Raw genomic sequence first — 22,706 nt, 5'->3', positions numbered from 1 at the left:
AGAAAGATCAAAAACGCACATTTTTCAAGTGTTCCGACAAGAATGAGTCTTTTTACTTGCAAAAAGTATGTTTTTCTAATATAGAAAAGTCTCCACCCAAAATTAGGGAAAACTCATGCAACGCTCTCTCAAACTCAGTGTCTCACTCCCAATGAGTCGTTCGACAGATCGCGTTAAACTCAGCAAAACGCTCTCTATGGATCGCGTTTTAAGATTGATATGTTTAACTGTCGGTTTAGGTTCTTAATTATGTTGTTCCGAATAGTAAAAGTTTTTAAATGGAATATTCTAAAAATTAAATTTTCTACAATACACATTATAAAATTATAATATATATTCCGAATTAGAATATTTTTAGTTCCAAAAATCTTTTTTATCTCGTAATAACCTAACAACCGTTATTTTAACTTAGAAAATTACCCTTTTTAATTAACTGTGATTGATCACCAAATGACGATTTTACGAAGGAATTTGACTTTAAAATCGTTATTTCCTTTGAAATAAAATATTTCCTAGATTAAATTTGCCTTCTAGTTATTTTTTTATTGACAAACCAACTATTATAAACTCGAATTTGCCTTCCTAGTTTCAAATATGTCTTATAAATAGAGTACAGTTTTCTTCTCTCAATTTAGATCTGGAGAAAATTTTATGAAGAGAGAATGGAACAACTTTTTGATCCGTTTTATGATTCGAAAAATCGGGATAACGTTTGGTGTTGCGATCGTTTTATTCGTTACACAGTCGATCAGTGCAGCGTATGAAAGAACGGTTTTGACCTATGATGTTATAGGTCGTAACTTTTATAACAACAGTCAAACCACAAATTACCGACTAAACGTGATTAAATACAGTAAAACAGGGGTTATCATAGATCCCAACCTAAAAAGTGTATTGTGCATTCATGGATTTGGTGATAACAGTACAATCTATGAACCTCTTGCTAAAGAACTGATCAACAAGGGAAAGGCGCGTAACGTTTATATTCTGGACTTACCAGGACATGGAAGTAGTACGGTAACTAAAGGTAGTGCCTCTCTTCCGAAATACGCGAGCGACTTGACTCTAATACATTACTCTGATGCTCTTCGTGCTCTGTTATCTCAAATGACAGTGACCGAAAGTAAAAAAATTCATACGATCGTTGGTCATAGTTTAGGTGGAATTGTAATTCAGCTTGTTCAAAACCAACTTGTAACCAGAGGTTGGGGAGGAAATCTTCTATCTAGCTTTGGAATTGAAAATACAATTCTTATCGCAAGTGATATTCCTTCTCCTTTACCCTGGTATCCTGGAGACACGGATATGAGCGATCCTAATTCTGCAAAAAGTCTAGTATGGAATTTTAAAGTTCAAAAAGTTGTATATTTTAATATTGATCCCCCTGAAGTAGTCTATGGTAATTTTATAGATAGCCCGGACGACTTTTTTATTGGTACTAAATATTCCGTCAACGGTGTGCCTGTTTCAGGAGCTCCTACTTCAAACGAAATTCCTTTGATGAATAATTTAGAACCTTATCCTGCAGGGGCAAACGTAGTCGGTTTAGACCCATCGGGTGAAACCACGGAATCCAGACCTCGTTTGAGTATTACACAAAATATTTGGAACGGGTTCAATCTTAAGGTTGTATGGTTAGATAAAGATCCTTTTTTCAGCCAATCAGAACTACAAGGATTAGCACAATATCTTAAAGCTGGTTTAGATGTGATCACAATCTCCGATCCGGAAGCAGTACACGGAACACCTTATTCCAAACCGAGTTTGTTAGTTCCTTTATTTTAGATCGAATTGTTTTCTTTAAAACCGTGTCTTATTCGGACGCGGTTTTTTTATAATAGAGTTATTAAAAGCTCTATAGTTCAGATCAACAGAACTATTTTAATCTACCGTTTCCATGAAACCGTAAACTGATGGAGATTTAATTTTTTAAGAACTGTAATCTTCGTTCATCCTAACGATCAAAATACACAATAAAAAAATAATATTCTAAATATTGAGTACCATTAATTAATTTTAATACTCAGAGGCTATTATTCAGAATTATACAACAGACTATATAATAACGTTTCCCTTGGAACAGTGTTTTAACTTCAGTTCAACGTAAGAAAATAAGAAAGTATTTTTTCTAAAAATGCGAGTCTCTATAATTTTAGAATTTGTTTGTAAAATTGCGATTTGGGGTAGTTTCCACAAATTAAGTCACATTTGCGAATTTTCGAGCAATTCTAATGTCATTAAATCTTTGTAGTAGTTTCCCACATTTTATGGAACTAAAGCGTCCCACTTGTTCGAGGAAACTCAGCAAACACCTCTATGGGCGGCGTTTAGGCCTTGGGGCAAATTCTTAATTCAGTGTAACCAATTCGAAAACAATTATTACGTTACTCTCCATTGAATGAGACCCATATAGAAAGCAACATTGAGTTTTTTATTCTCCAAAATTTTCTCCACGAACCCACATTAATTCATAATATAAACTAACGGACCATATCACCTAACTTAGACTAGGCGACGGATTTTATTTTCAGTAAATCAACTGAGGTTCAAAGCAGATTTGTAATTGCTCCGTTAGTTGCCGATTGGACTAATTTCACGTATTTAGCAAGAACTCCGGTCTTGTATCTAGGTTCTATCGGTTTCCAGTTCTTTAATCGATTGTCAATTTCTTCCTGAGAAATTTCTACTTGGAGTAAATTCTTACTAGAATCTATAGTTACTCTATCTCCATTTTGAACGATTGCAATCGGACCTCCGTCAAATGCTTCGGGGGAGATATGTCCTACTACAAGACCGTGTGTACCTCCGCTAAATCTTCCGTCCGTCATCAATCCCACATCTTCTCCCAATCCTTTACCAACAAGTGCGGAAGTTACAGCGAGCATCTCCCTCATTCCAGGACCACCCTTTGGACCTTCATAACGAATGATGATCACGTCTCCCGGTTTAATTTTGTCAGCCATGATCGCGTTAAAACAATCGTCTTCGGATTCGAAAACTTTTGCAGGACCCGTAATGGAAATTTTTTTCAAACCTGAAATTTTTGCGACGGCTCCTTCTGGGGCTAAGTTTCCTTTTAAAATTACAAGTGGGCCCGAAGGATGAAGAGCCTCCGATTTTTTACGAACGACAGTTTGATCAGGAACCAAGTCAGACATGTCCTTTAGATTTTCTGCAATCGTTTTTCCGGTAACCGTTAAACAATCTCCATGAAGCATTCCTTCTTTTAAAAGATACTTCATTACTCCATGAACCCCTCCTACTTTGTCAAGATCGGTCATGGCATATTTACCGCCCGGCTTTAAATCGGCAAGGTGAGGAGTTTTTTTACTGATTCTATCAAAGTCGTCCAAAGTTAGATCTACTCCAATTTCTTTGGCGATCGCAATCAAATGAAGTACAGCATTGGTTGAACCACCTAACACTAGCACTACGGTTATCGCATTCTCAAATGCTTTTTTAGTTAAAATCTGTTTTGGAGTGATTCCTTTTTTGATAAGTTCTATCAAAGCCTTACCGGCTTCGAAGCAGTCGTCTGATTTTCTGGAACTTACCGCGGGCATGGAAGCCGAACCCGGCAAGCTCATTCCCAACGCTTCGATCGCGGAAGACATCGTGTTTGCGGTGTACATTCCTCCGCAGCTTCCCGCACCCGGAATCGCGCTTTGTTCGATTCGAATAAACTGTTCTCTGGAAATTTTTCCCGCATTGATCTGGCCCACCGCTTCGAAAACCGAAACGATGTCCACGTCGTGTCCGTCGCAATGACCCGGGAGAATAGTTCCTCCGTAAACGAAGATAGAAGGAACGTCGATTCTACAAAGGGCCATCAAGCATCCCGGCATGTTTTTATCACAACCTCCGATCGCGATTACTCCATCATGTCTCATTGCGTTAGATACGATTTCGATCGAATCTGCGATCACTTCTCTAGAAGGAAGTGAAAAGTGCATCCCTTCGTGTCCCATCATGATCCCGTCGGATACGGTGATTGTTCCGTAAATCTGAGGAACTCCTCCAGCGGTACGAACTCCTTCTTTCACTTTTTCTGCGAGTTTATTAATATGAATATTGCAAGGTGTTATTTCACTCCAAGTAGACGCGATCCCTATCATCGGTTTGTGAAAGTCTTCGTCTGTAAAACCGACCGCACGAAGCATCGCTCTATTAGGAGCACGGTTGTCTCCATCCGTAGTCATAGAACTTCTTTTTTTTAGATTTTCGCTCATCTTTGATTCCTCTATTTTAGCCATTCCGAATCGTTCTTGTCGGAACAGATTTTAAAGTACAGTTTTGTGAACGATCTTTTCAGTCAAATGGAAAAGGTTAATTCGTATTGCAGGAGTTCCCACAAGATTTTCTAAATCAAACAGCGGTCGTAACTACAGCCACAGCAGGAGTTCCCACAGATTTCTAAATCAAACAGCGGTCGTAACTACAGCCGCAGCAGGAGTTCCCACAGATTTCTAAATCAAACAGCGGTCGTAACTACAGCCGCAGCAGGAGTTCCCACAGATTTCTAAATCAAACAGCGGTCGTAACTACAGCCGCAGCAGGAGTTCCCACAAGATTTTGTCTCTTGCGGAAATTTTACTATTTGAACGATGCTATTGTGAACTTGTTTTAAAAGTTGGAATCTGAACTTTATAGATCGATTCTTTAAATGTGGGAACTACCACAATTTAAAAAGTAAAAGTTTATAACAATTGAACTTGTCGCATTCAAGTGTAGGAACTATTACAAAACTTAGGTTTGTCTGTAAAATAATGTGGGAACTACTGATAAATCCGCAATTTGTGAGAGTTCCTACAAATAAGTCTCTTGGGCCGTTTTTTAGGCTTCATGAATGATTTTCCAATCGTTTAAAAACGCTGGAGTTCCTACACTGGGCAATTTAGAGACAAGCGCTCCATTCCCAAAAAATCCAAAAGCCGTTCAAGGAATTGATCATGAATTTCCAATCCATAAACATTCGTTTAAATAAAAGACTCACGATTCTTTTGATTCTGATCTGTTTTTCTTGTAAGCTTCAAGCCCAATCTAAAGAAACGCAAACATATCGTAATTTAACCGAGGCTCTCCAAAATCCAAAGGATGTTCGGATTCTGAATTTGAACGGTAGCAAACTCGCGACTCTTTCGAAAGAAATCGGAAAACTTCAGAATTTACAAGTATTGAATTTAGGATTTAACCAACTTACGACTCTTCCTAATGAAGTCGGACAATTACAGAATTTACAAGTGTTGGATTTGTATAGTAACAAACTTACGATTCTTCCAAAAGAAATTGGAAAGTTACGGAATTTACAAGTATTGAATTTAGGATTTAATCGACTTACGATTCTTCCAGACGAAGTCGGACAACTACAGAATTTACAAGAATTGAATTTGGATCTTAACAAACTCACGATTCTTCCAGAAGAAATTGGACAACTTCAAAAGTTGCAAATCCTGAATTTAGGATTTAACCAACTTACGACTCTTCCTAATGAAATCGGAAAATTACAAAATTTACAAATCCTGAATTTAGAAGGCAATCAGCTTACTACCTTTCCAAAAGAAATCGGAAAATTACAAAAATTACAAGAATTGAATTTAGGATTTAACCAACTCACCACTCTTCGAGAGGAAGTCGTACAATTGCAGAATTTACAAATATTGAATTTGATTTCCAATCCTCTCACGACTCTTCCCAAAGAAATCGGACAACTACAAAAATTACAAGAATTGAATTTATATGGTATCCAACTGAAAACTTTGCCGCAGGGAATCATACAGCTACAAAATTTACGAGGATTGAATTTAAACTATACCCATCTCACTATTCTTCCAAAAGAAATTGGACAACTTAGTAAGTTACAAAAATTGTATTTGTATGGTAACCAACTGACAACTCTTCCAGAGGAAATAGGACAACTGAAAAAATTACAAGAATTATATTTGGGCAATAACCCGCTCAGAACTCTTCCTAAAGAAATCGAACAACTTCAAAAGTTGCAAACCCTGCATTTAGAAAGCAATCAGATTACTACCTTTCCCAAAGAAATTGGACAACTGCAAAATTTACAAGAATTAAATTTAGGATTCAACCAACTAACAACACTTCCAAAAGAGATCGGGCAACTACAAAATTTACAAGAATTGAATTTAAAGTTTAATCAACTTGCGACACTTCCAAAAGAGATTGGGCAACAGCAAAAGTTACGAAAGTTGAATTTATATAACAATCCAATTGCATCGGAAAAAATAGAAAGAATTCGAAAATTACTTCCTAAATGTATTATTTATTTTGAATGAAAATCAAATCGGAGAATTTTATGAAACAATTTATCGTAGTACTTCGTTATCTCACACCGATCGAAACCGTAGACCAGTATGTAACTGCACACAGAGAATATTTATCCAAAGGATACGAACAAAAAATACTGCTCGCATCTGGACCACAAGAACCTAGAACCGGAGGAATTTTCATTGCGAGAGCAAAGTCTCGCAATGAAATTGAATCTTTCTGTCACCAAGATCCTTTTTATAACAACGGCGTTGCGGAATATCAGATCTTAGAATGGAACCCAGTTAAATTCCAAAAAGAATTTGAATTTTGGCTTTAAAGCTTACCCAGTTCGTAGACGTCTACAGGCTCTTCTCTTCCTTTTACATGGATAGAAGAAAGATGTCTACCTGGAACCGTATCTTTAATATCGTCGTAAACCGCTTGTGTAACTAAGAATTTTGTTCCAAATTCCTTATTTAAGGACTCAACTCTAGATGCTAGATTGACGACGTCTCCGATAATCGTATATTCTTTTCTAGCTTCAGAACCTACGTTACCCGTCATTGCTTCTCCAGTATGAAGTCCAATTCCAATTTGAGTTTCTGGAATTTTACCTTCCTGATTTAAAAACTCTATTTTTTTGAGAAGTTCTAAAGAAGCCTCAACCGCATTTTTAACGTCGTTACCTCCGTCCGAAATGGGAGCCCCAAACACAGCCATAAACCCATCTCCAAGAAACTTATTGATCATACCGTTGTGCGAGTTTACAATATCAATCAAATGACTAAATATATAATTTAGATAATCGATCACTTCACCTGGAGGTCTCTTTTCAGAAAACCGAGTAAAGTTACGAATATCCAAAAACATAACACACACTCGTTTGAATTCTGAGAAACTTTCACTCTTTTGTTCTAAAAGTCTGTCTACCACATCCGGTGAAACATACTGTCCAAACATTCCTACTACTTTATTTTTTTCTTGAACCGCAGACATCGCAGAAACCAAAGAACGTTTCAATTGGATACCTACAAGACCAGCTGCAATTCCACTGAAGAAAAACAAAAGAGATTTAGAAATAAAAGGAGCCACGGAATTAAAAAAGTTGATCGGCATCGGAATCGGATTTTGAGGAATATAATAAACCGCTAATACTAAAAGCTCTGCTCCGGCCACAAACCCAGTAAATGCACTCAACCAAAATTCAAGTCGGAGAACCGAAAGAATGATAAATATAAAAAAAGTCAAAACCGCAGGAGAATAAAGAGGGATCAAAGGAGATGCAAAAGCTCCTATATTGAACCAAAGCAATAGACCTACGGAAGAAATTTCAATGAGCACATTTCCGAATCTTGCAACTGAAAAAACTCCTTTTCTTTTTTGAAGAAAACGATTAAACACACGGTTTATGATCAATTCATAAATCGCAGTTCCTAAGTTTACACCTAAAACGGCGTAAAAAGGAAAATGGCCACCTGTTTCTTTTACGATCCATTCGTGAAAAACAACAAATATGACCGACATAATAACGGACGTAGACGCAAAGAAAATAAAAAGAATTTTCGTTCGAATGATTTCACTTTTGAGGATTTCATAAGAAAGAGGATCCATCGTTGATTTTTTAAATTTCTTGGTCAATTCTTGGATTGGATTCACCATTTTTTTTAGCTCCGATTATTCTTTAGCCGGATGATTATAAACGATCCGGTCAAAGTTGGAAATAACTTTTGAAAGTGTTATAAAAAAGAAAACCATAAATCCTAAAAGTAGTTAAAAAAGATTTAAAAAATCAATATAAACGTAATAGACCTTACTAACGTAAAATAAAACACCAGAATCTTCTCGGAAAAATTTTGTCTCTAAACACACGTAAGTCAAAATCGATAAACATAGGAACATTTTAGAAGTAGATTTGATTTCTAAAATGTAGATGAGATGATTCTTACGAACCAATTCACGATTAAAAAGTTTTGTCTCTAAACGTATCGGAATCTGGAAACGGCAGTTTTTTAAAATCAATTTCAGAAAATCTTAAAGTTAGAGTCCTTTTTACCGTGAGAAACTAGAAAAAGTAGTAATTCCTACATTGAATAAGGTTTTAAAACTGTAATTTAACGTAAAGTTCGACATAAGAAAAATCTGGGCGAATCCGGCTGCCGCAGGCAGCCGACCGGGCTCTCAGCTTTGGTCAATAAATTGTATACGAGAAACGTTATACAACATATGTTTTTAGTTTCAATTTATTGACCTCGCATCGATCCCTTTCGCGATATACTACCAACTTCACGTTAATTTAGAAATTTTGTGTGAGTTCCCACATTTACAAAATGTATCTGTAAAATCAGGATTTGCGGGAGTTCCCACAAATCACGTCATAATGGCGACTGATAGAGGTCTTCTATTGTTCTTAAATCTTGTGAACTCAATCTTCTCGCAAGCGCGCTCAAAAGGTTTTAAGACAAAACGTAAATTGATTCCTTAGTTTACATTTTTAGAAATCTAAAAAGAATTCAGAAATTGAAACTCAAATCCAATTTTGATTTTCTAGTAAAAACTCCTGCATCTGGATTCCAAAGTAAGAATCCAAACCTTCTTTCAATACGGAATCTAAAATAAGATCCAATTCTTCCTTCCAGTTGTTTCTTTTGACTCTTCCCTGCCTTAAAACCCCCCACTTTATAAAAAGATTTTGTTCGGCAAGTCGTCTTTGCGTTTGATTGAGTAAATGAGAACTTAATAATTTTAAAATAGAGTAAATTCTAAAACGATCCATAGCAGGATACTGAAAAGAAAGTTGATCCTTATGTCCCCCATATCGAACGAGTAGAAACTCATCTAAAAGAACAACAGTAGTTTGAGAAGTGATCCGTAACCAAAGATCATAGTCTTCGCAAGCGAGAAGTTTTTCATCCATTCCACCTTGATTTTGATAGAGTTCTTTTTTTAAAAGAACTGAAGATGGAGTAACACTACAAAATTCCAGACTTTGTTCAAAAATATCTCCGTCTCTTTTTGAAAGTCTAGTCGGAGGATTGACCTTTCTTCCATTTCGAATCCAAATTTCTTGGGACTGAAGAATTTCAGTCTCTGGATGTTCTTCTATATGTTTCCACTGTTTCTCTAATTTTTCAGACAACCATTCGTCGTCCGAATCTAAAAACGCAATCCAATCTCCAGTTGCATTTTCTACTCCTCGATTTCTTGCATGACTTACTCCCTTATGTTCTAAAAGTAGAATTTGGATCTTATCCGAAAACTTTTCTTGAATTTTAGAAACTGTAGTATCAGTGGATCCATCATCTACTACGATAATTTCTTTCGGTGGTAAGGTTTGTTTTAGAACGGAAGAAATTGCATTGAGTATCTTATTTTCTCGGTTGTAAGTAGGAATTACGACAGAAATAGGAACGTTATTCATAAGTAAACTGTTTTACTCTAAAATCTCAAACGTAAGAGTTCCCACAACTTATCACACAGTATTTCAGTTCATCCGACGAACTTTTTTTCGAATCCGTATTTGAGAACAAAATTTTCTAGGTTCTGGATCCAAAGGAGTTGGATTCCAAAAATTCAAAGTTGACAATGGTGGTTCTGTTTTGTGAATTAAATTACATTCTGTTTTTAGAATATTCCTACCTTTAGAGGCTCGAAAATACAAAGAACTTCCATTTGAATTTTCAATTTCTATCGGATCAATCTTTCTTTGAAACCTACCCCAAATGGAAAAAGATAAATTTCCAAGTTTTTCATCCATGTCCAGAAAATATATCTCCTCTTTAGAAGACAAAGTCATTCTACCATTTCCTACTAAAACCCAACCAGAGTTTTCTTTTTCTCCAGGAGGAAAATAAACTCCAAATCGAAATTTTTTAGTGGGAAAAAAGATCCAGGAACTAAAAAGTAAAATTAGAATTAAACATAAAGAAAGTAGAATATTCCTTAAATTTAAAAAAGAATTCGTCCTGGTTAAAAACCCGGAACCTATCTTTTCTTTCCAAAAAAACGGAAACAAAGCGATCCATTGAAAATAAACGGATCTCAAGTAAAACCATTCCTGAAAAAAAGAATAAACAAATACCGCCGCAACCGAAGAAAATAATACAGAAACAACTAAAGTAGATCGGCCCCTTCTTTCAGTTTTTAAGAGTTCATAAAAAAGAAAACACCACAGTAAAGAATACAACACTACTCCCACAATACCTAGACCAGAAAAAATCTGTAAATATTGATTGTGAGTCGTGTGATAAGTAGAAGCTCTTATATTACTACTCAAACAACATTCGTTGTACCATCCATAACTTTCAAATCCACCACCTAACAATAATTTTTCGATTCCTAACTTCATCCCAGAAGAAAAATGAGAGAACCTTTCCGGGTCCATCGGACCTACAAGCGTCCAAACCACCCAGATTGGAAATAAAATTCCGGCCAACACAAAATAGGAGATAAACACAGGAGTTAACACACGAGAAATACTTTTGTTTTTAATAAGGAGTAAAAAAAAGATAAAAATTGTAAAAATACAAAACGTTAAAAAAGAAAACATTCCCCCCCTGGCACCGATCAAAAAAAAGACCGTTCCTAATATTGTAATGATAACCGGAAATAAAACCCAAACGATCCATCTAATTCCAGACTTTCGGTCCTGTGATAAATTATTATCTATTTGAGAATTTTGGAATATTCTTATTATGGAATTTTTAGACCCGTTAAATATCCAATAAAACAAAAAGGGAAGACCTGAAATCAAATAAACCGCAAACCAACTGCGATTCCAAAATAAGGATTGAATTCCAAATCTAGGCAGGTAACGTTTCAAACCAGGAATCAAAGAATGAGGCAGAGCTAAAAATTTATATCCGTCCAACCAACGATGATAATAATTCAATTTCCATTTTAAAATCGGCGAAAAATATTCTATCCAACCAAATCCGATCGATACGATCATTCCAAAACCAACACCAGAAGCAAAAACCAAATAAAACGAATTTGTTTCCGAATTTTTTCTTAACCAATTCTTACGCGCGATCAATCCAAATAAGAATAAGATCCCAAGAAATAAAAGTTTAATCGGATAATACGGCTCTAACTCTGTAGAATGTAAAAACCAAAACCAACCTTTTTGGTAATATTTAAAATCTAAAAACAAGTCAGGATTGGCGATCAGACTTAAAATTCCAGTACCAAAAAACGAAAGTAATAACACTCCGATTGGAGATTTCCAAAATGGATCTTTTAAAATCCGATTTCCATAAAGTTTATTTTCTACAATCCCTCGAACGCACCAATAAATCCAAAGACAATCTTGTAATTCTAAAAATCTTCCTCCTGGATGATTTCCAAAAAACATTCCCGAAGCCGCCAAAAAAAATGTGGCCACCAAAGGAAACAATAGATCTAAAATCGTAAAACATACAAAAAGAAATACAAAAAAGATTCTGTATTTCCAAGGATAAAAAGCAAGTAAAGGCAGGATTAATAGAATTCCAAACAAAATCCAGATCAGGGATTTAAACTGAAATAATTTTCGTACCCGATCTTTCATAAGGATACAAAAGTTAAAAAGGTATTTTTACGAAACGATAAAATCAAACAAGCGTTTTAATCCACGAGATTTAAAATAAACGTTTTTTTGTTTCCAGAAAAAACTCTTCCTTAAAATAGTAGTAACAGAGTTTTCTTTTATGCAACAACTCCAAGAGTCTACAATCTATCCGGATAAAAATTCTTTTCGAATCGAGTTTCGAAAAAACATTTGTTCCGTCGAAACAGAAGAAATCCAAGAAATACTTTCTCAAATCAGAGAAATCCGTCCGGATAATGTAATTTTAGATATGACTCCGGTTGTTGCAATCCCGTCCATGGTTCTCAATCGAATTTTAAAATTGATTTCTGAATTAAAAAAAGACCAAATTCAAGTTTCAGAAGTAAAAATGAGCGAAGGTCTACAACTCGTATTTTCCAAACTCAAAATCAATTTGGGATGAAATTTTCCATTTCCATATTTTTATCTGTTTCGGTTTTATTCCAAAGTTTAGTTTTTTCCAGCGGTCTTTTCGGATGTATCCTTTCAGAAAAGGCAAAAATCTGCGAATGTAATCACGGTAGTAAAATTCAAAAACATACAAATAAAGAAGATGTTTTTTTTTCCAAAAAAATACGTTCTTTCAATCGATCCACTACTTCCAAAACTTTTCCTAACTGCCATTCCGCTCAATCGGGAGAAGCCCATTCCTGTGCCTGTAAAAAATCTGAAAATAAACTTTCTCAATTGAGTGCGTTTTATTCCACTTTTTTTTCTCAAAAACAAACTTCTCATATCCGCCACGATATAGATCTCATTCAAATTATCACTTTAGAATATTCTAATTCTGGAATATCCTCTTTTTCTTTTCTTTTAAAACCTCCTCGAATTTCCTAATATTTCCATTTATCAAAAATTTTTTCAGAAAATCTATTATAACTTACGCTCATGGATCGTTTTTTCTTTGTCGTTCGTTTTAGTAGGAAACTTAAATACTAGGAGTTATATTTTTATGACTAAAAAAGTTTTAGTCTTAGGTTCTATCGTTTTATTTTGTCTTTCTTTGATTCATTGTTCTTCAGATAAAAATGATAACAATTCCGAATTGTTTTCATTAGCTGCCTTTATCGCACTCAGAAATCAAGGAATCCAATTTTCGGCTTACGCCGGTTCTCAAAAGTTAGAATGCGGCCAAACTCTCAGAGGTCACTCTAGATCTTTAGAAACGATCCCTTTTATTCCCAACGCACATATCGCCGAAAGTACTACGTTTCAGTTACACGACTTTCGTCTTTTTATACATGGAATTACTTTGATCCAAAACTCTGGAGAAGAAACTACTCTTACCCTCAACCAAGACGGCAAATTTCAATCTGGAGAAATTGTCCTTTTAGACTTTGAAAATAAAACCGGAAAGTGTAATGGTACTACAGATACAAATAACGTCGTTTCTGCGTTAATTCCTTCGGGCACATATCAAGGTATCAAGTTTATCGTCGGAATACCAGAAAACAAAAATCATTTAGATGCAGATAACCAATCCCCCCCACTCGATAACTCTGGGATGTTCTGGAGTTGGACGAGTGGTTATAAGTTTTTAAAACTGGATTTTGAAACCGCCGAAACCTTAGGCGTAGAAACTTCGGTCCATATAGGTTCTGCCAATTGTGTAGGCTCTGGAAGTTCAAGCACTTGTGCAAGAGCCAATCGAATTCCGGTCACCCTGACCCCGGAAGGTGGTTTTAATCCTTCCACTCAAGAAATCAAAATTAACGTTCAAGCTCTTTTACAAGGAATCGATCTTACCGCCAACTCAAACGCTGCGATGTGTATGTCTGGACTTGTAGGTGCAACAAGTACAGGCTGTCCTACTATCTTTGCAAATATCGGTTTGGATCTAAATACAGGTACCCCGATCACTCCGGCTAAAACCGTTTTTTCGATCAAGGCTAAAAATTAATTAAAATCGCCCGAATACAAATTTTTGTCTCGGGCGTTTTGAGGATTATAATACATGAGATTTTTAGTATATTCTATTTCTATTTTGTTTCTAATTGAATGTGGATCTGGGATACTTCCTTTTGCTCCATTCGACAAAAAACATTCCAATACCAACGAACTTTTATTGTTACTTTTGATTCCACAAAATTCTTACATTTGGAACTTACCTCCTGGTTTTCCCACTCCGGTTGTTCCCGCTTCCAATCCTATGACTCAAGAGAAAGTAGACTTAGGTAGATTTTTATTTTATGATCATAAACTTTCGGGCAATCAGACTCAATCCTGCGCTTCTTGTCATAAACAATCTCTTGCTTTTACGGACGGTCTGATCAAAGGAGTTGGTTCTACAGGAGAAGTACATCCCAGAAACGCTCAAGGAATTATCAACGTTGCATATAACGTGCGTCAAACTTGGGTCAATCCGACTCTAAAAGACTTAGAAGATCAGATGCTCGTTCCTATGTTTGGTGAACATCCGATTGAACTTGGACTAGCAAACCGCGAAAACGAACTACTCGATCGTTTGAGATCAGAAAATCGTTATCAATCTATGTTTCAAAAAGCGTTTCCATTTGGAGATCCTTTTACAGTTTCTAACGTAATCAAGGCAATCGCCTGTTTTGAAAGAACACTCATCTCTGGGCGTTCTCCCTATGATAAATATCTATACGACGGAAATATTTCCGCGCTTGGTAATTCCGTTCAAAGGGCTTCTATTTTAAGAGGAGCTCAGATTTTCTTTTCGGAAAAAGGAGAATGTTTTCATTGTCACGGTGGGTTTAATTTTACGGAAACGAGTATCCACTCCGGGGCAGTTAATGCAGAAATTACATTTCATAATAACGGTTTATACAATATAGGTGGAACTGGAGATTATCCAGTAGACAACCCTGGGTTATTTGAATTTACGGGATTAGCTTCTGATAAAGGTAAATTCAGAGCACCTTCTATTAGAAATATTGAATTAACTGCTCCTTACATGCACGACGGTTCAATCGATTCTTTGGAAAACGTTGTAGAACATTACAACTCAGGAGGCAGAAACGTGCTCAATGGTCCTTATGCGGGAGACGGAAGAGCCAATCCAAATAAAAACGCATTTGTCTTTCCGATCGGTCTAACTGCAGGCGAAAAAACGGACCTAGTCAATTTTCTAAAAAGTTTAACGGATACGGAGTTCGTAAATGATCCGAAACACAGTAATCCTTTCTAATTTTTTTCTTTTTTGTATCCTATTCGGAAACTGTACATTCGGTTCGGTTGGAGATTCCAGAAAAGAAAACGCAAAGATGTTACAGAGGTTTTTATTACTTTTTAGCGAAAGACCAGCCTCGTTTCATACTCTTTTATACTATACAGACGATCAACAAAATTCTAATATAGGAAACTTTAATGTAGTTTCCGGAGCAACCACATATAACCTTCAATTACAACCGGGTTCTAAAATTGTATGGGAAGGCATTTCCATACGAGTCAATCCGAATCCAGTTCCTACAGTTCCAGGACAAACCAGAATTTTTGAAGCGGGGGAACATTCTACCCAATCCCACACTCCATATACTGTTCCTTTGGATCTGCCTATTTCTTCTCCATACTCTCGAGAATACGGTACTTCTTCGTTTGAAGATTCCAACTTAGAGTCCACTACGGAAACAATTCTTACTGGAGACGTGCACACTTCTTCAGTTCCTATCATTTCAGGAATTCCTTCTGGATATTTGACTTCCGTAAAATATAAAATCAACTCTTTAGATCTTACGTTTCAAATCTTGGCCCCAGTCGCAAAAACAGTTAGGTTGAATATGTCCTCTTTTGTATTAGAACTTTTTCCCAGATGTAGATTCGATATTATTTCGGAAAACTTAGGTAGTTTTCCTGTGACCTGGAAATCCGACGGAGTTTTTCAAGATCAAGGTTCCGTTTCAATTTTAAATTCTATCTCAGCATTACCAAATCCGGTGGACATCAATCCTTATCAAAACTCAAACCTATACAATCTGATTTTGGAAAATTTTAAACAACAAGATCGTATTTTATACCAGACGGGTTGCAATTTATTTTAATGAAACAAAATATTCTAATTTTCTACTTTATTCTTTTTTTATATTTTATAATCCCTTTAGAAGCGCATCATACCGGGATGGGAGGAAGCGATCAATCTTCCACCCGTTTTGTAGACCCTTTTACGGGAAAAAGAGAAAAACCCGCAAACTATATGGTTTTAACCCAAGATTTCTTTAAACAAACAAACGAGAACAGCAACATACACACTAGCACTTTCTTCGGAGAAATAAATCTTAAAAATGGAATGTTCGCTTTAAATCTAAGCGTTCCTTATACGTATTACGAACAAAAAGACCGCTCCGACGCGGCAAGAATCGGCAAAACATACATTGGAATCAAATATCTACCCTTAGTCGATTTTCAAAAAAACTACTTTATCGTTTTTAGCGCAAACGTAGGTTTTCCTTCGGGTCCGGATACGGACAAATTTACGGGAGGAAATTATTATTCTGGTATTCCCGGTTTGACATTCGGTTATCTTTTAGGTAAGTTCAGCTTTGTGGGAAAAGTAAGCGGTATATTCCCTCTTTCTAAATCACAACCTTATAATCTTCAAGACAATGATGGAATTGTATATTGGTTGAGAAATCCTTCTTCTTCGCCGCCGGAAGAAATGTATCTCTTAAAAAAAACGAGCCTATTTTCTGCATACGTTACGTATCTTTGGAAACCTGGACTTTCTTTTTTTACCGGTTTTTTATATAGAACTCCTTATGAAGGTGTGGATCTTAAAAGATCAAGTCAAGGAAAGGTTCCTTCCATCTTTAGAGAAGTCAGCCTTGGTTTTTCTGCAAACATCTCGGAAAAACTCAACTTCAATCTTTCCTATCGTCATCCTCTTTACAGAGGAGAAGATTATAGATTGTATGACTATGCGATTACCGCAGCAGTCTCAATTGAAATTTCAGAATTAGAAAACTCTAAACCAACAAAAGTAGAAGAAGTTAAAAAAGAACCAGACGAAACGACTCAAGAGACAAAGTAAAATTCTATAAAATGGATTTTTTATTTTTATGATGATCGCAAAAGATGATTTCATACAAAAACTTGATTGAACGATCTTTCTATTTGGATTTTATAAAGTCTACCAATTCTAAACTACATTGTTCTAGAACAAACTAAAATTTACCCAAAATACAAAATCGATAAGCTGGTCATATGTCGGATAAGACTACAAATTTAACTCACCAAAGTAAAATTGAATTCGTAAATTCTAATCTTCGTGGAATCGGTTTTGTAAATAATACCAAAATCGAAGTCCCCTATTCTCTACCGGGGGACGTCTATAACGTAACTTTTTTTAAAAAGAAACGCCGAAAACCTTCCACCAAATTAGAGTTAGTTTCTCAAATCCAAAGATCCTTTATCCCTCCTTGTTCCGCTTTTACAAAGTGTGGAGGTTGTTCTGCCCAACATATTTCTTATCAAGATCAATTTCGTTATAAGACTTCTGGTCTTTTAGAAAGTTATAAAAAAGATTTTGAAATAGAACCCATTTTATATCCAGCTCAAAAAACGTTTTATTATAGAAATCGAATGGACTTTGTTGTATTTCCGGGACCAATCGTTGGCCAAAGGGAAATGGGCTCTTTTAGACATATCGTGGACTTGGAATCCTGTTTGATTCAAAGCAAAGAGTCAAACGAAGAATTGTACAGATTTAGAAATTTAATTTCCAAATTTCCAAACTTACCCTATGATAGAAAATCAGATTCAGGATTTCTAAAATACATTACTATTCGAAAAGCAAAAAACACTTCCGAATTGATGACCATTCTTACTTTTGTTGAAGAATTTAAAAACACGATCGAAGAAAAAGAATTTGAAAACGTATGTTTAAAAAGTTTAAAAGCAGATCATATTCTTTTTTGTTTTAATAGAAGAAAAGGAGAAATTTCTGCGACCGGAGAAATCAAAATCCTCAAAGGTAAGGATTCTTATAAAGAATTAATTTACGGAAAAGAATTTAGAGTTCCTTTCGATTCTTTTTTTCAACCCAATCCGGAAGGGTTCCAGCCGATTTTAGATTTTATTGAAAAAGAAATTCCAGATTCATCCGATCATTTAATCGATTTATTTTGCGGTTCAGGTTTTTTTAGCAGAATTTTTGCACATAAGTTTTTGAAAATCACAGGAATGGATTCAATCGAAAGCTCGTTGGAAATAGCACGCAAACAGATGAGTGTTGATTTTCCAAAAATAGATTTTTCGTATTTAAAAGTAGATTTATTTTCAAAACATTCATCTTCCGAATTGAAAGTTTTATTTTCGTCTTCGAACAAAAGTGTTCTAATTGCAGACCCTCCCCGTGCAGGTTTAGGCGAATTTGTTTTAGATACGTTGAAAGATTCTAAGATCTCTTATTTCTTTTATGTTTCTTGTAATCCCACTTCGCAAAAATCGGATTTATGGAAATTGAAGGATTTTTTCCAGATTCAAAAAATCTTAATTACAGATCCGTATCCTCAAACCCCGCATTTGGAGTCAGTTGCTTTTTTAAAACGTAAGAATTTTATGATATAGCTACAAACTATCAAACACTAATAAAAACGAGACGTTTTAGTTTTTCAAGCATCTATTAAATTGTTCTAAAGTTTATAATTACTTAAGGAAACAATAAAAACTTGTCGAACGACCCTTGGGAAGTAAGATGCTGAGTTTTTCGAACGACCTTAGATTTAGTTCCATAAAATGTGGGAACTAATACAAAAATTTAACAACATTAGAACAGTTCGCAAATTGCCAAATGTAACTTAATTCGTAGAAACTACTGTATTTTAACGTGAGTTCGACGTAAGAAAATTGGGGCGAATAATAAACTCAATGCAACGACTCCCTACGGGTCGTCGTCGCAGCTCGCAAATTTCATAGTTAAAATGGCTCACGACCTGAAACGCTTTCGTAAAAAGCGTTTCATTGAGTTCTTTTCGCTCCAATTCCTTCGGAATTTTTCAAACTCAATGCTGCTCTCTACGGATCGCAGCATAATAATCGCTTTCGCATTTGTTATGCCGAACTCACGTTATTTTATTAAAAATTTCTAAAGAATTATTGCATAAAATTCGTTGAGATTTAGAACAAACTTTAAAATCAAATCTATATATAAAATCGATTTTTACTTAATAATTATATAATATATCACATCGAATTTTTATCACAAAATCCAGTTATATATACCATCCAATAAATCATAAAATTTTAATTATATTATTTTTTAATAATATGAATTAAACTCGATTTTATTTCTTTTTGTAAAAAGTCAAAACCGAAATCCGTTTTTCTTTCTCTCATTTTCTGATATAGATTATTTCCGTTATACAACGCTTCTATTTCTAAAACAACCGGTTGATTAAAACTTCCGCCGTTGACTTCGGAAACTCTATTGACACCTTTAATACCTCGAATTAACCCCTTTATATCTTTATCTACATAGTCGTCATAGGAAATTCCTTCTATTTTGAGTAGGATCAAACTTCCCGGCTTCCATTTTGTAGATATTTGTTCCCGAATTTTAGGATATATCTTTTCGACCGCCTTTCGGATTGCTTCTTGAATTCCAGTATCTTGATTTATGTGTAAAGCGGCTCCACTTGTATTATCGGCAGCAATGATCCTTTTCGTATTAACATCATAAATTTTAAATTGAAGTACAGCTTGATATGATTTCAAATCGCTATTCTCAATCCCTCCAACATTTGTCACTTGTGTTTGTCCGACCAATAATATCTGAGCTCCCGTTTCCGATGCGGCGGACAGTATCTCCGTTTCAAATGTTTGATTTCCGTAAATTACGATCGATTTTCCAGTTTGTTTTGTTAAAACTTTAGCCAATTGATTTTTTTCCAGAAAATCAAATTCTACAAATTTTTTTACAATTGAATTTTCCGATATAGATGTATTTGATTTTCCTAGGATCGTTTCGTCTATGATCATCAAAAATTTAGGTTTTCCTAATTCTTTATATCTTTCTTTTAAAGAGCCTTCGATCAACTTATGACTTACTTTTCCTTTAGCGTCTGCTTCTAATAAGTTTCCTCTTTTGCGAAAAGATCCGATTCTGTAAAATTCAGTTACATATCCTTCGGTAGAAGAATTAGTTATCGTTTCTTTAATTTGTCCATCGATCGACTGTGATCCGCCTTCGATCAGTTCTCCCAATCCTTTTTCTAATATTTTTCTTTTTGCGTTGAGTTCAAAATCTTCTTCGTTTTTACCTTGAACATTTTCTACATATACAAATCGATTTTCAGAGTCTCTAGTCCCATCTTGTATAGAAGTACAAACATTGACCGAGAAAAAAATCAAAACACTAAGTATCAGATCCGATTTTACTCTATAACACATTTCCTTCCCCTTTTTATATATTCCATCATATCTTTCTATTCTATATGAATCGTTCAGTCGATCGTTATAATTTTCTCATTTTAACCGGGCGTTTTATCTTCAATTTAAAACGGTCAACTACAATTCTGATTGTGGGAACTACTACAAATCAGTGATTTTACCGTCATATTCGCAATTTGTGGGAACTAATATATTTATTGGAAGTTTCTACGACCACCAACCTGGCACTAAAATTTCTATAGGGATTTTGAATTCGATTCGATATTTAAAAAGAGGATTTCTGGAATTTCTATGACCAAAAAAATTATTTTACTCTTCATTCTTTCAATGATTCTTTTGGAAACGGGTTGTAACACCGTCATCATTCGTGCTTGGACCCCTCCTTATAAAAGTCGTCCCGTCCATGAAATCAGAGTTCTACTCGGAAAAATCGAGGGGGAACTTCAAATTCGTGGAGACGGAGTTATTTCCGTCTACGACGCAAACGATCTTTTGATTAAAAAAGGAATCGACATCATCTCTTTTGACTCTTCCCGTCTAAAGGCTCCGATTCGTTTTGTAAGTCAGAACACAAGTTTAGAATTCAAATCACATAAAGTAAGAGGTTCAATTCATATAATTCCTCAAAGCCAAGGCCCGGCGCTTGTAATCAACATACTCCCCTTGGAAGAATATCTTTTAGCAGTCGTTCCTTCGGAAGTTCCTTATAGCTGGCCGATGGAAGCCCTAAAAGCTCAGGCGATTTGCGCAAGAACATATGCAGTTCGTGAAATATTAAATAAAAAGAATACACTTTACGATGTAGAAGCGACAACAAATTCTCAAGTATACGGCGGAATTGAAAAGGAACATCCATTTACTACAAAAGCGGTTCAAGATACAACCGGAGTCATGGCGGTATTTGAAGAAAATCCAATTCAAGCTTTCTTTCATTCTAATAGTGGAGGAAAAACAGAAACCCCCGAAAACATTTGGGGTGGTAAAAAAATTCCCTATCTTTCCACCGTCTCTTCCGATTTTGATCGAGCTGGAGAAAACTTTTATTGGAAAGAAATAGTCTCTCAAGATCTAATCAATTCTAAATTTTCAAACTTAAAGTTAGGCGAAATTCAATCGATCCAAGTTTTATCTAGAACCTCTTCGGGAAGAGTCGATCTTATGGAACTCAACGGCACAGAAGGTACTTCTAGAATTCGAGGAAAAGAATTCAGACAAACCCTGGGCGCTCCAGTACGTTCTTTACGTTTCGGAATTCAAAAAGAATCAAACGGATTTCTTATCAAAGGTATGGGTTCCGGTCACGGTGTTGGTTTAAGTCAATGGGGAAGTTTTGGGATGGCAAAAGAAAACTATAACTATATTGAAATTCTAAAATACTACTATCCAGGTACAGATCTTGCGAGAATCACTCGTTAGAAATAGTTTGAAAAAAAATTAAATATCAGTAATTTAAACTTTTATAAAACTATATTCCCGCATTCATAAAAGATGCGGGAACTCTAACAAAGCTCTATTTTACGGATAAATCTAGAATGAGTAACTTTTTGTAAAATGAAAATTACATTTTATTGATTCTTATACAATCAATCTACCGTGCATTTTTATTACGCAATTACGTTCCAGAGTGAGTTTCAATATTCAGTTTTTAGAGAAAACTTCTTAAAATAGAAAATCGTTTTAAGCAAATTTCAAGTAAGAGTTTGTTCCAAGACCTATAAAAATAGATCTTACACTGATGCTGATCATAAAACAAAGATCTCATGCACAATTTAATTTTTATAGTTTAGAAAAAATTTCTAAAATCACTTTAAAATCAAAATTATAAACTCAATTTGATTTCGAAAATAAACCTGCCCAACCTTCTAAAATCAAAAACACGATATGAAACGTAACACCCATACTTCTAGTAGCTTCGCCATTTGGAAGTGTAGCGAAAAAATTCCAATGAAATATATACACCACTAAAATAAATAAATGAAATAAAGCGCCAACTCGATTCCATTTCTTTTTATTTCCTTCTTGATAAGATCCCATCCACAAAACGATACCGGTCAATCCCGCCAAAAGATAAGCTTGAATCAGCCCCACATGACCTAGATTATGATTGTATAAAAAACTATAAGGTCCCGTTCCGAATAAACCCAAGGTAGAAATAATGCTCATCGCAAATCCCATTGCAATCAATAACGTTCCATGAACTCTTAAAACCATTATACGAGTTGTTTCCACAGTTTAAACCTCTTTGACCTTTACTTACTTTAAAAAAGTGTAATAACATTTTATGTTATTACGGTAAAAAAAATCAATGATTATCAAAAAGATAATTTAATGAAATTTCAAAAAAGAATTCAAAAACATATAGAAATGTAAGTGGCGCTTAATAAATAATGATAAACCTATTTTAATTCAACACTCCTTTCAAATAGCTAGCAAAAAATATTAAATCAATGATGATGTTTTTATACTTTAAAAAATTATAATTTTTAAAATTAAATATTATTGA

17 protein-coding genes are annotated in these 22,706 nt (G+C 35.0%); 11 read left to right on the top strand and 6 right to left on the bottom strand.

The window, feature by feature from the left end:
• Positions 1-651: 651 nt before the first annotated feature.
• The gene (locus tag LEP1GSC059_RS04365; RefSeq protein WP_017214496.1) at positions 652-1,785 is read left to right on the top strand and encodes an alpha/beta fold hydrolase; all 1,134 of its coding nucleotides are present in this window, start codon (positions 652-654) and stop codon (positions 1,783-1,785) included.
• Positions 1,786-2,546: 761 nt separating this feature from the next.
• Here the strand turns inward: LEP1GSC059_RS04365 and ilvD are convergent.
• A complete protein-coding gene (ilvD, locus tag LEP1GSC059_RS04360) occupies positions 2,547-4,229 on the bottom strand; it encodes a dihydroxy-acid dehydratase (protein WP_020980334.1) in 1,683 nt (560 codons plus the stop codon).
• Positions 4,230-4,949: 720 nt separating this feature from the next.
• Here ilvD and LEP1GSC059_RS04355 point away from each other — a divergent pair.
• Together LEP1GSC059_RS04355 and LEP1GSC059_RS04350 are read left to right on the top strand one after the other, a co-directional pair.
• Positions 4,950-6,296, top strand: coding sequence for a leucine-rich repeat domain-containing protein (locus tag LEP1GSC059_RS04355; RefSeq protein ID WP_017214494.1), 1,347 nt, complete (start codon positions 4,950-4,952; stop codon positions 6,294-6,296).
• Between the two features lie 20 nt (positions 6,297-6,316).
• Positions 6,317-6,607, top strand: coding sequence for a YciI family protein (locus LEP1GSC059_RS04350; protein ID WP_002177666.1), 291 nt, complete (start codon positions 6,317-6,319; stop codon positions 6,605-6,607).
• On the opposite strand, the gene LEP1GSC059_RS04345 is transcribed toward LEP1GSC059_RS04350, so the two are convergent.
• From LEP1GSC059_RS04345 to LEP1GSC059_RS04330, 3 genes are all read right to left on the bottom strand, one after another.
• Positions 6,604-7,929 (bottom strand): adenylate/guanylate cyclase domain-containing protein, encoded by a 1,326-nt coding sequence (locus tag LEP1GSC059_RS04345; RefSeq protein WP_002245757.1) that lies wholly within the window; start codon positions 7,927-7,929, stop codon positions 6,604-6,606. The genes LEP1GSC059_RS04350 and LEP1GSC059_RS04345 overlap by 4 nt on opposite strands.
• Positions 7,930-8,794: 865 nt before the next feature.
• Entirely contained in the window at positions 8,795-9,688 is an 894-nt protein-coding gene (locus LEP1GSC059_RS04335; RefSeq protein WP_017214492.1) for a glycosyltransferase family 2 protein, read from the bottom strand.
• A gap of 63 nt (positions 9,689-9,751) precedes the next feature.
• A complete protein-coding gene (locus tag LEP1GSC059_RS04330; protein ID WP_020980364.1) occupies positions 9,752-11,815 on the bottom strand; it encodes an O-antigen ligase family protein in 2,064 nt (687 codons plus the stop codon).
• Positions 11,816-11,954: 139 nt separating this feature from the next.
• Here LEP1GSC059_RS04330 and LEP1GSC059_RS04325 point away from each other — a divergent pair, with 139 nt between their 5' ends.
• The 7 genes from LEP1GSC059_RS04325 (at position 11,955) to LEP1GSC059_RS04295 (ending at position 18,382) form a co-directional block, all read left to right on the top strand.
• Complete coding sequence (locus LEP1GSC059_RS04325) at positions 11,955-12,257, top strand: STAS domain-containing protein (RefSeq protein WP_002177655.1); 303 nt, start codon at positions 11,955-11,957, stop codon at positions 12,255-12,257.
• On the top strand, positions 12,254-12,691 hold the full coding sequence (locus LEP1GSC059_RS04320) for an LIC_11090 family protein (RefSeq protein ID WP_002177652.1): 438 nt from the start codon (positions 12,254-12,256) through the stop codon (positions 12,689-12,691). The genes LEP1GSC059_RS04325 and LEP1GSC059_RS04320 overlap by 4 nt, the downstream gene beginning before the upstream one ends.
• A 115-nt stretch (positions 12,692-12,806) precedes the next feature.
• Positions 12,807-13,754 carry an MbnP family copper-binding protein gene (locus tag LEP1GSC059_RS04315; protein ID WP_017214490.1) on the top strand — a complete coding sequence of 316 codons (948 nt, stop codon included), beginning with the start codon at positions 12,807-12,809 and terminating at the stop codon, positions 13,752-13,754.
• Between the two features lie 54 nt (positions 13,755-13,808).
• Entirely contained in the window at positions 13,809-15,008 is a 1,200-nt protein-coding gene (locus LEP1GSC059_RS04310; protein WP_002177685.1) for an MbnH family di-heme enzyme, read from the top strand.
• A complete protein-coding gene (gene lsa30, locus LEP1GSC059_RS04305) occupies positions 14,980-15,858 on the top strand; it encodes a laminin/fibronectin-binding adhesin Lsa30 (protein ID WP_017214489.1) in 879 nt (292 codons plus the stop codon). The genes LEP1GSC059_RS04310 and lsa30 overlap by 29 nt, the downstream gene beginning before the upstream one ends.
• A complete protein-coding gene (locus tag LEP1GSC059_RS04300) occupies positions 15,858-16,844 on the top strand; it encodes an LIC11086 family outer membrane transporter (RefSeq protein WP_020980358.1) in 987 nt (328 codons plus the stop codon). The genes lsa30 and LEP1GSC059_RS04300 overlap by 1 nt, the downstream gene beginning before the upstream one ends.
• Before the next feature lie 173 nt (positions 16,845-17,017).
• Complete coding sequence (locus LEP1GSC059_RS04295; RefSeq protein ID WP_017214487.1) at positions 17,018-18,382, top strand: class I SAM-dependent RNA methyltransferase; 1,365 nt, start codon at positions 17,018-17,020, stop codon at positions 18,380-18,382.
• Between the two features lie 684 nt (positions 18,383-19,066).
• Here LEP1GSC059_RS04295 and LEP1GSC059_RS04290 read toward each other — a convergent pair.
• Positions 19,067-20,203: a hypothetical protein gene (locus LEP1GSC059_RS04290; RefSeq protein ID WP_002177687.1), complete on the bottom strand. Its 1,137-nt coding sequence runs from the start codon at positions 20,201-20,203 to the stop codon at positions 19,067-19,069.
• 291 nt (positions 20,204-20,494) lie between these two features.
• Between LEP1GSC059_RS04290 and LEP1GSC059_RS04285 the strand changes: the two genes are divergently transcribed.
• Positions 20,495-21,619, top strand: coding sequence for a SpoIID/LytB domain-containing protein (locus LEP1GSC059_RS04285; protein WP_002177658.1), 1,125 nt, complete (start codon positions 20,495-20,497; stop codon positions 21,617-21,619).
• 411 nt (positions 21,620-22,030) lie between these two features.
• Here the strand turns inward: LEP1GSC059_RS04285 and LEP1GSC059_RS04280 are convergent, their stop codons facing one another.
• Positions 22,031-22,414, bottom strand: a complete 384-nt coding sequence (locus LEP1GSC059_RS04280; RefSeq protein WP_002245756.1) for a hypothetical protein — start codon at positions 22,412-22,414, stop codon at positions 22,031-22,033.
• Positions 22,415-22,706: the final 292 nt, after the last annotated feature.

The organism is Leptospira noguchii serovar Panama str. CZ214, assembly GCF_000306255.2.
Taxonomy (GTDB): Bacteria; Spirochaetota; Leptospiria; order Leptospirales; family Leptospiraceae; genus Leptospira; species Leptospira noguchii.
The sequence above is the reverse complement of the archived record's forward strand: the minus strand, read 5'-3'. Positions and strand labels throughout refer to the sequence as shown.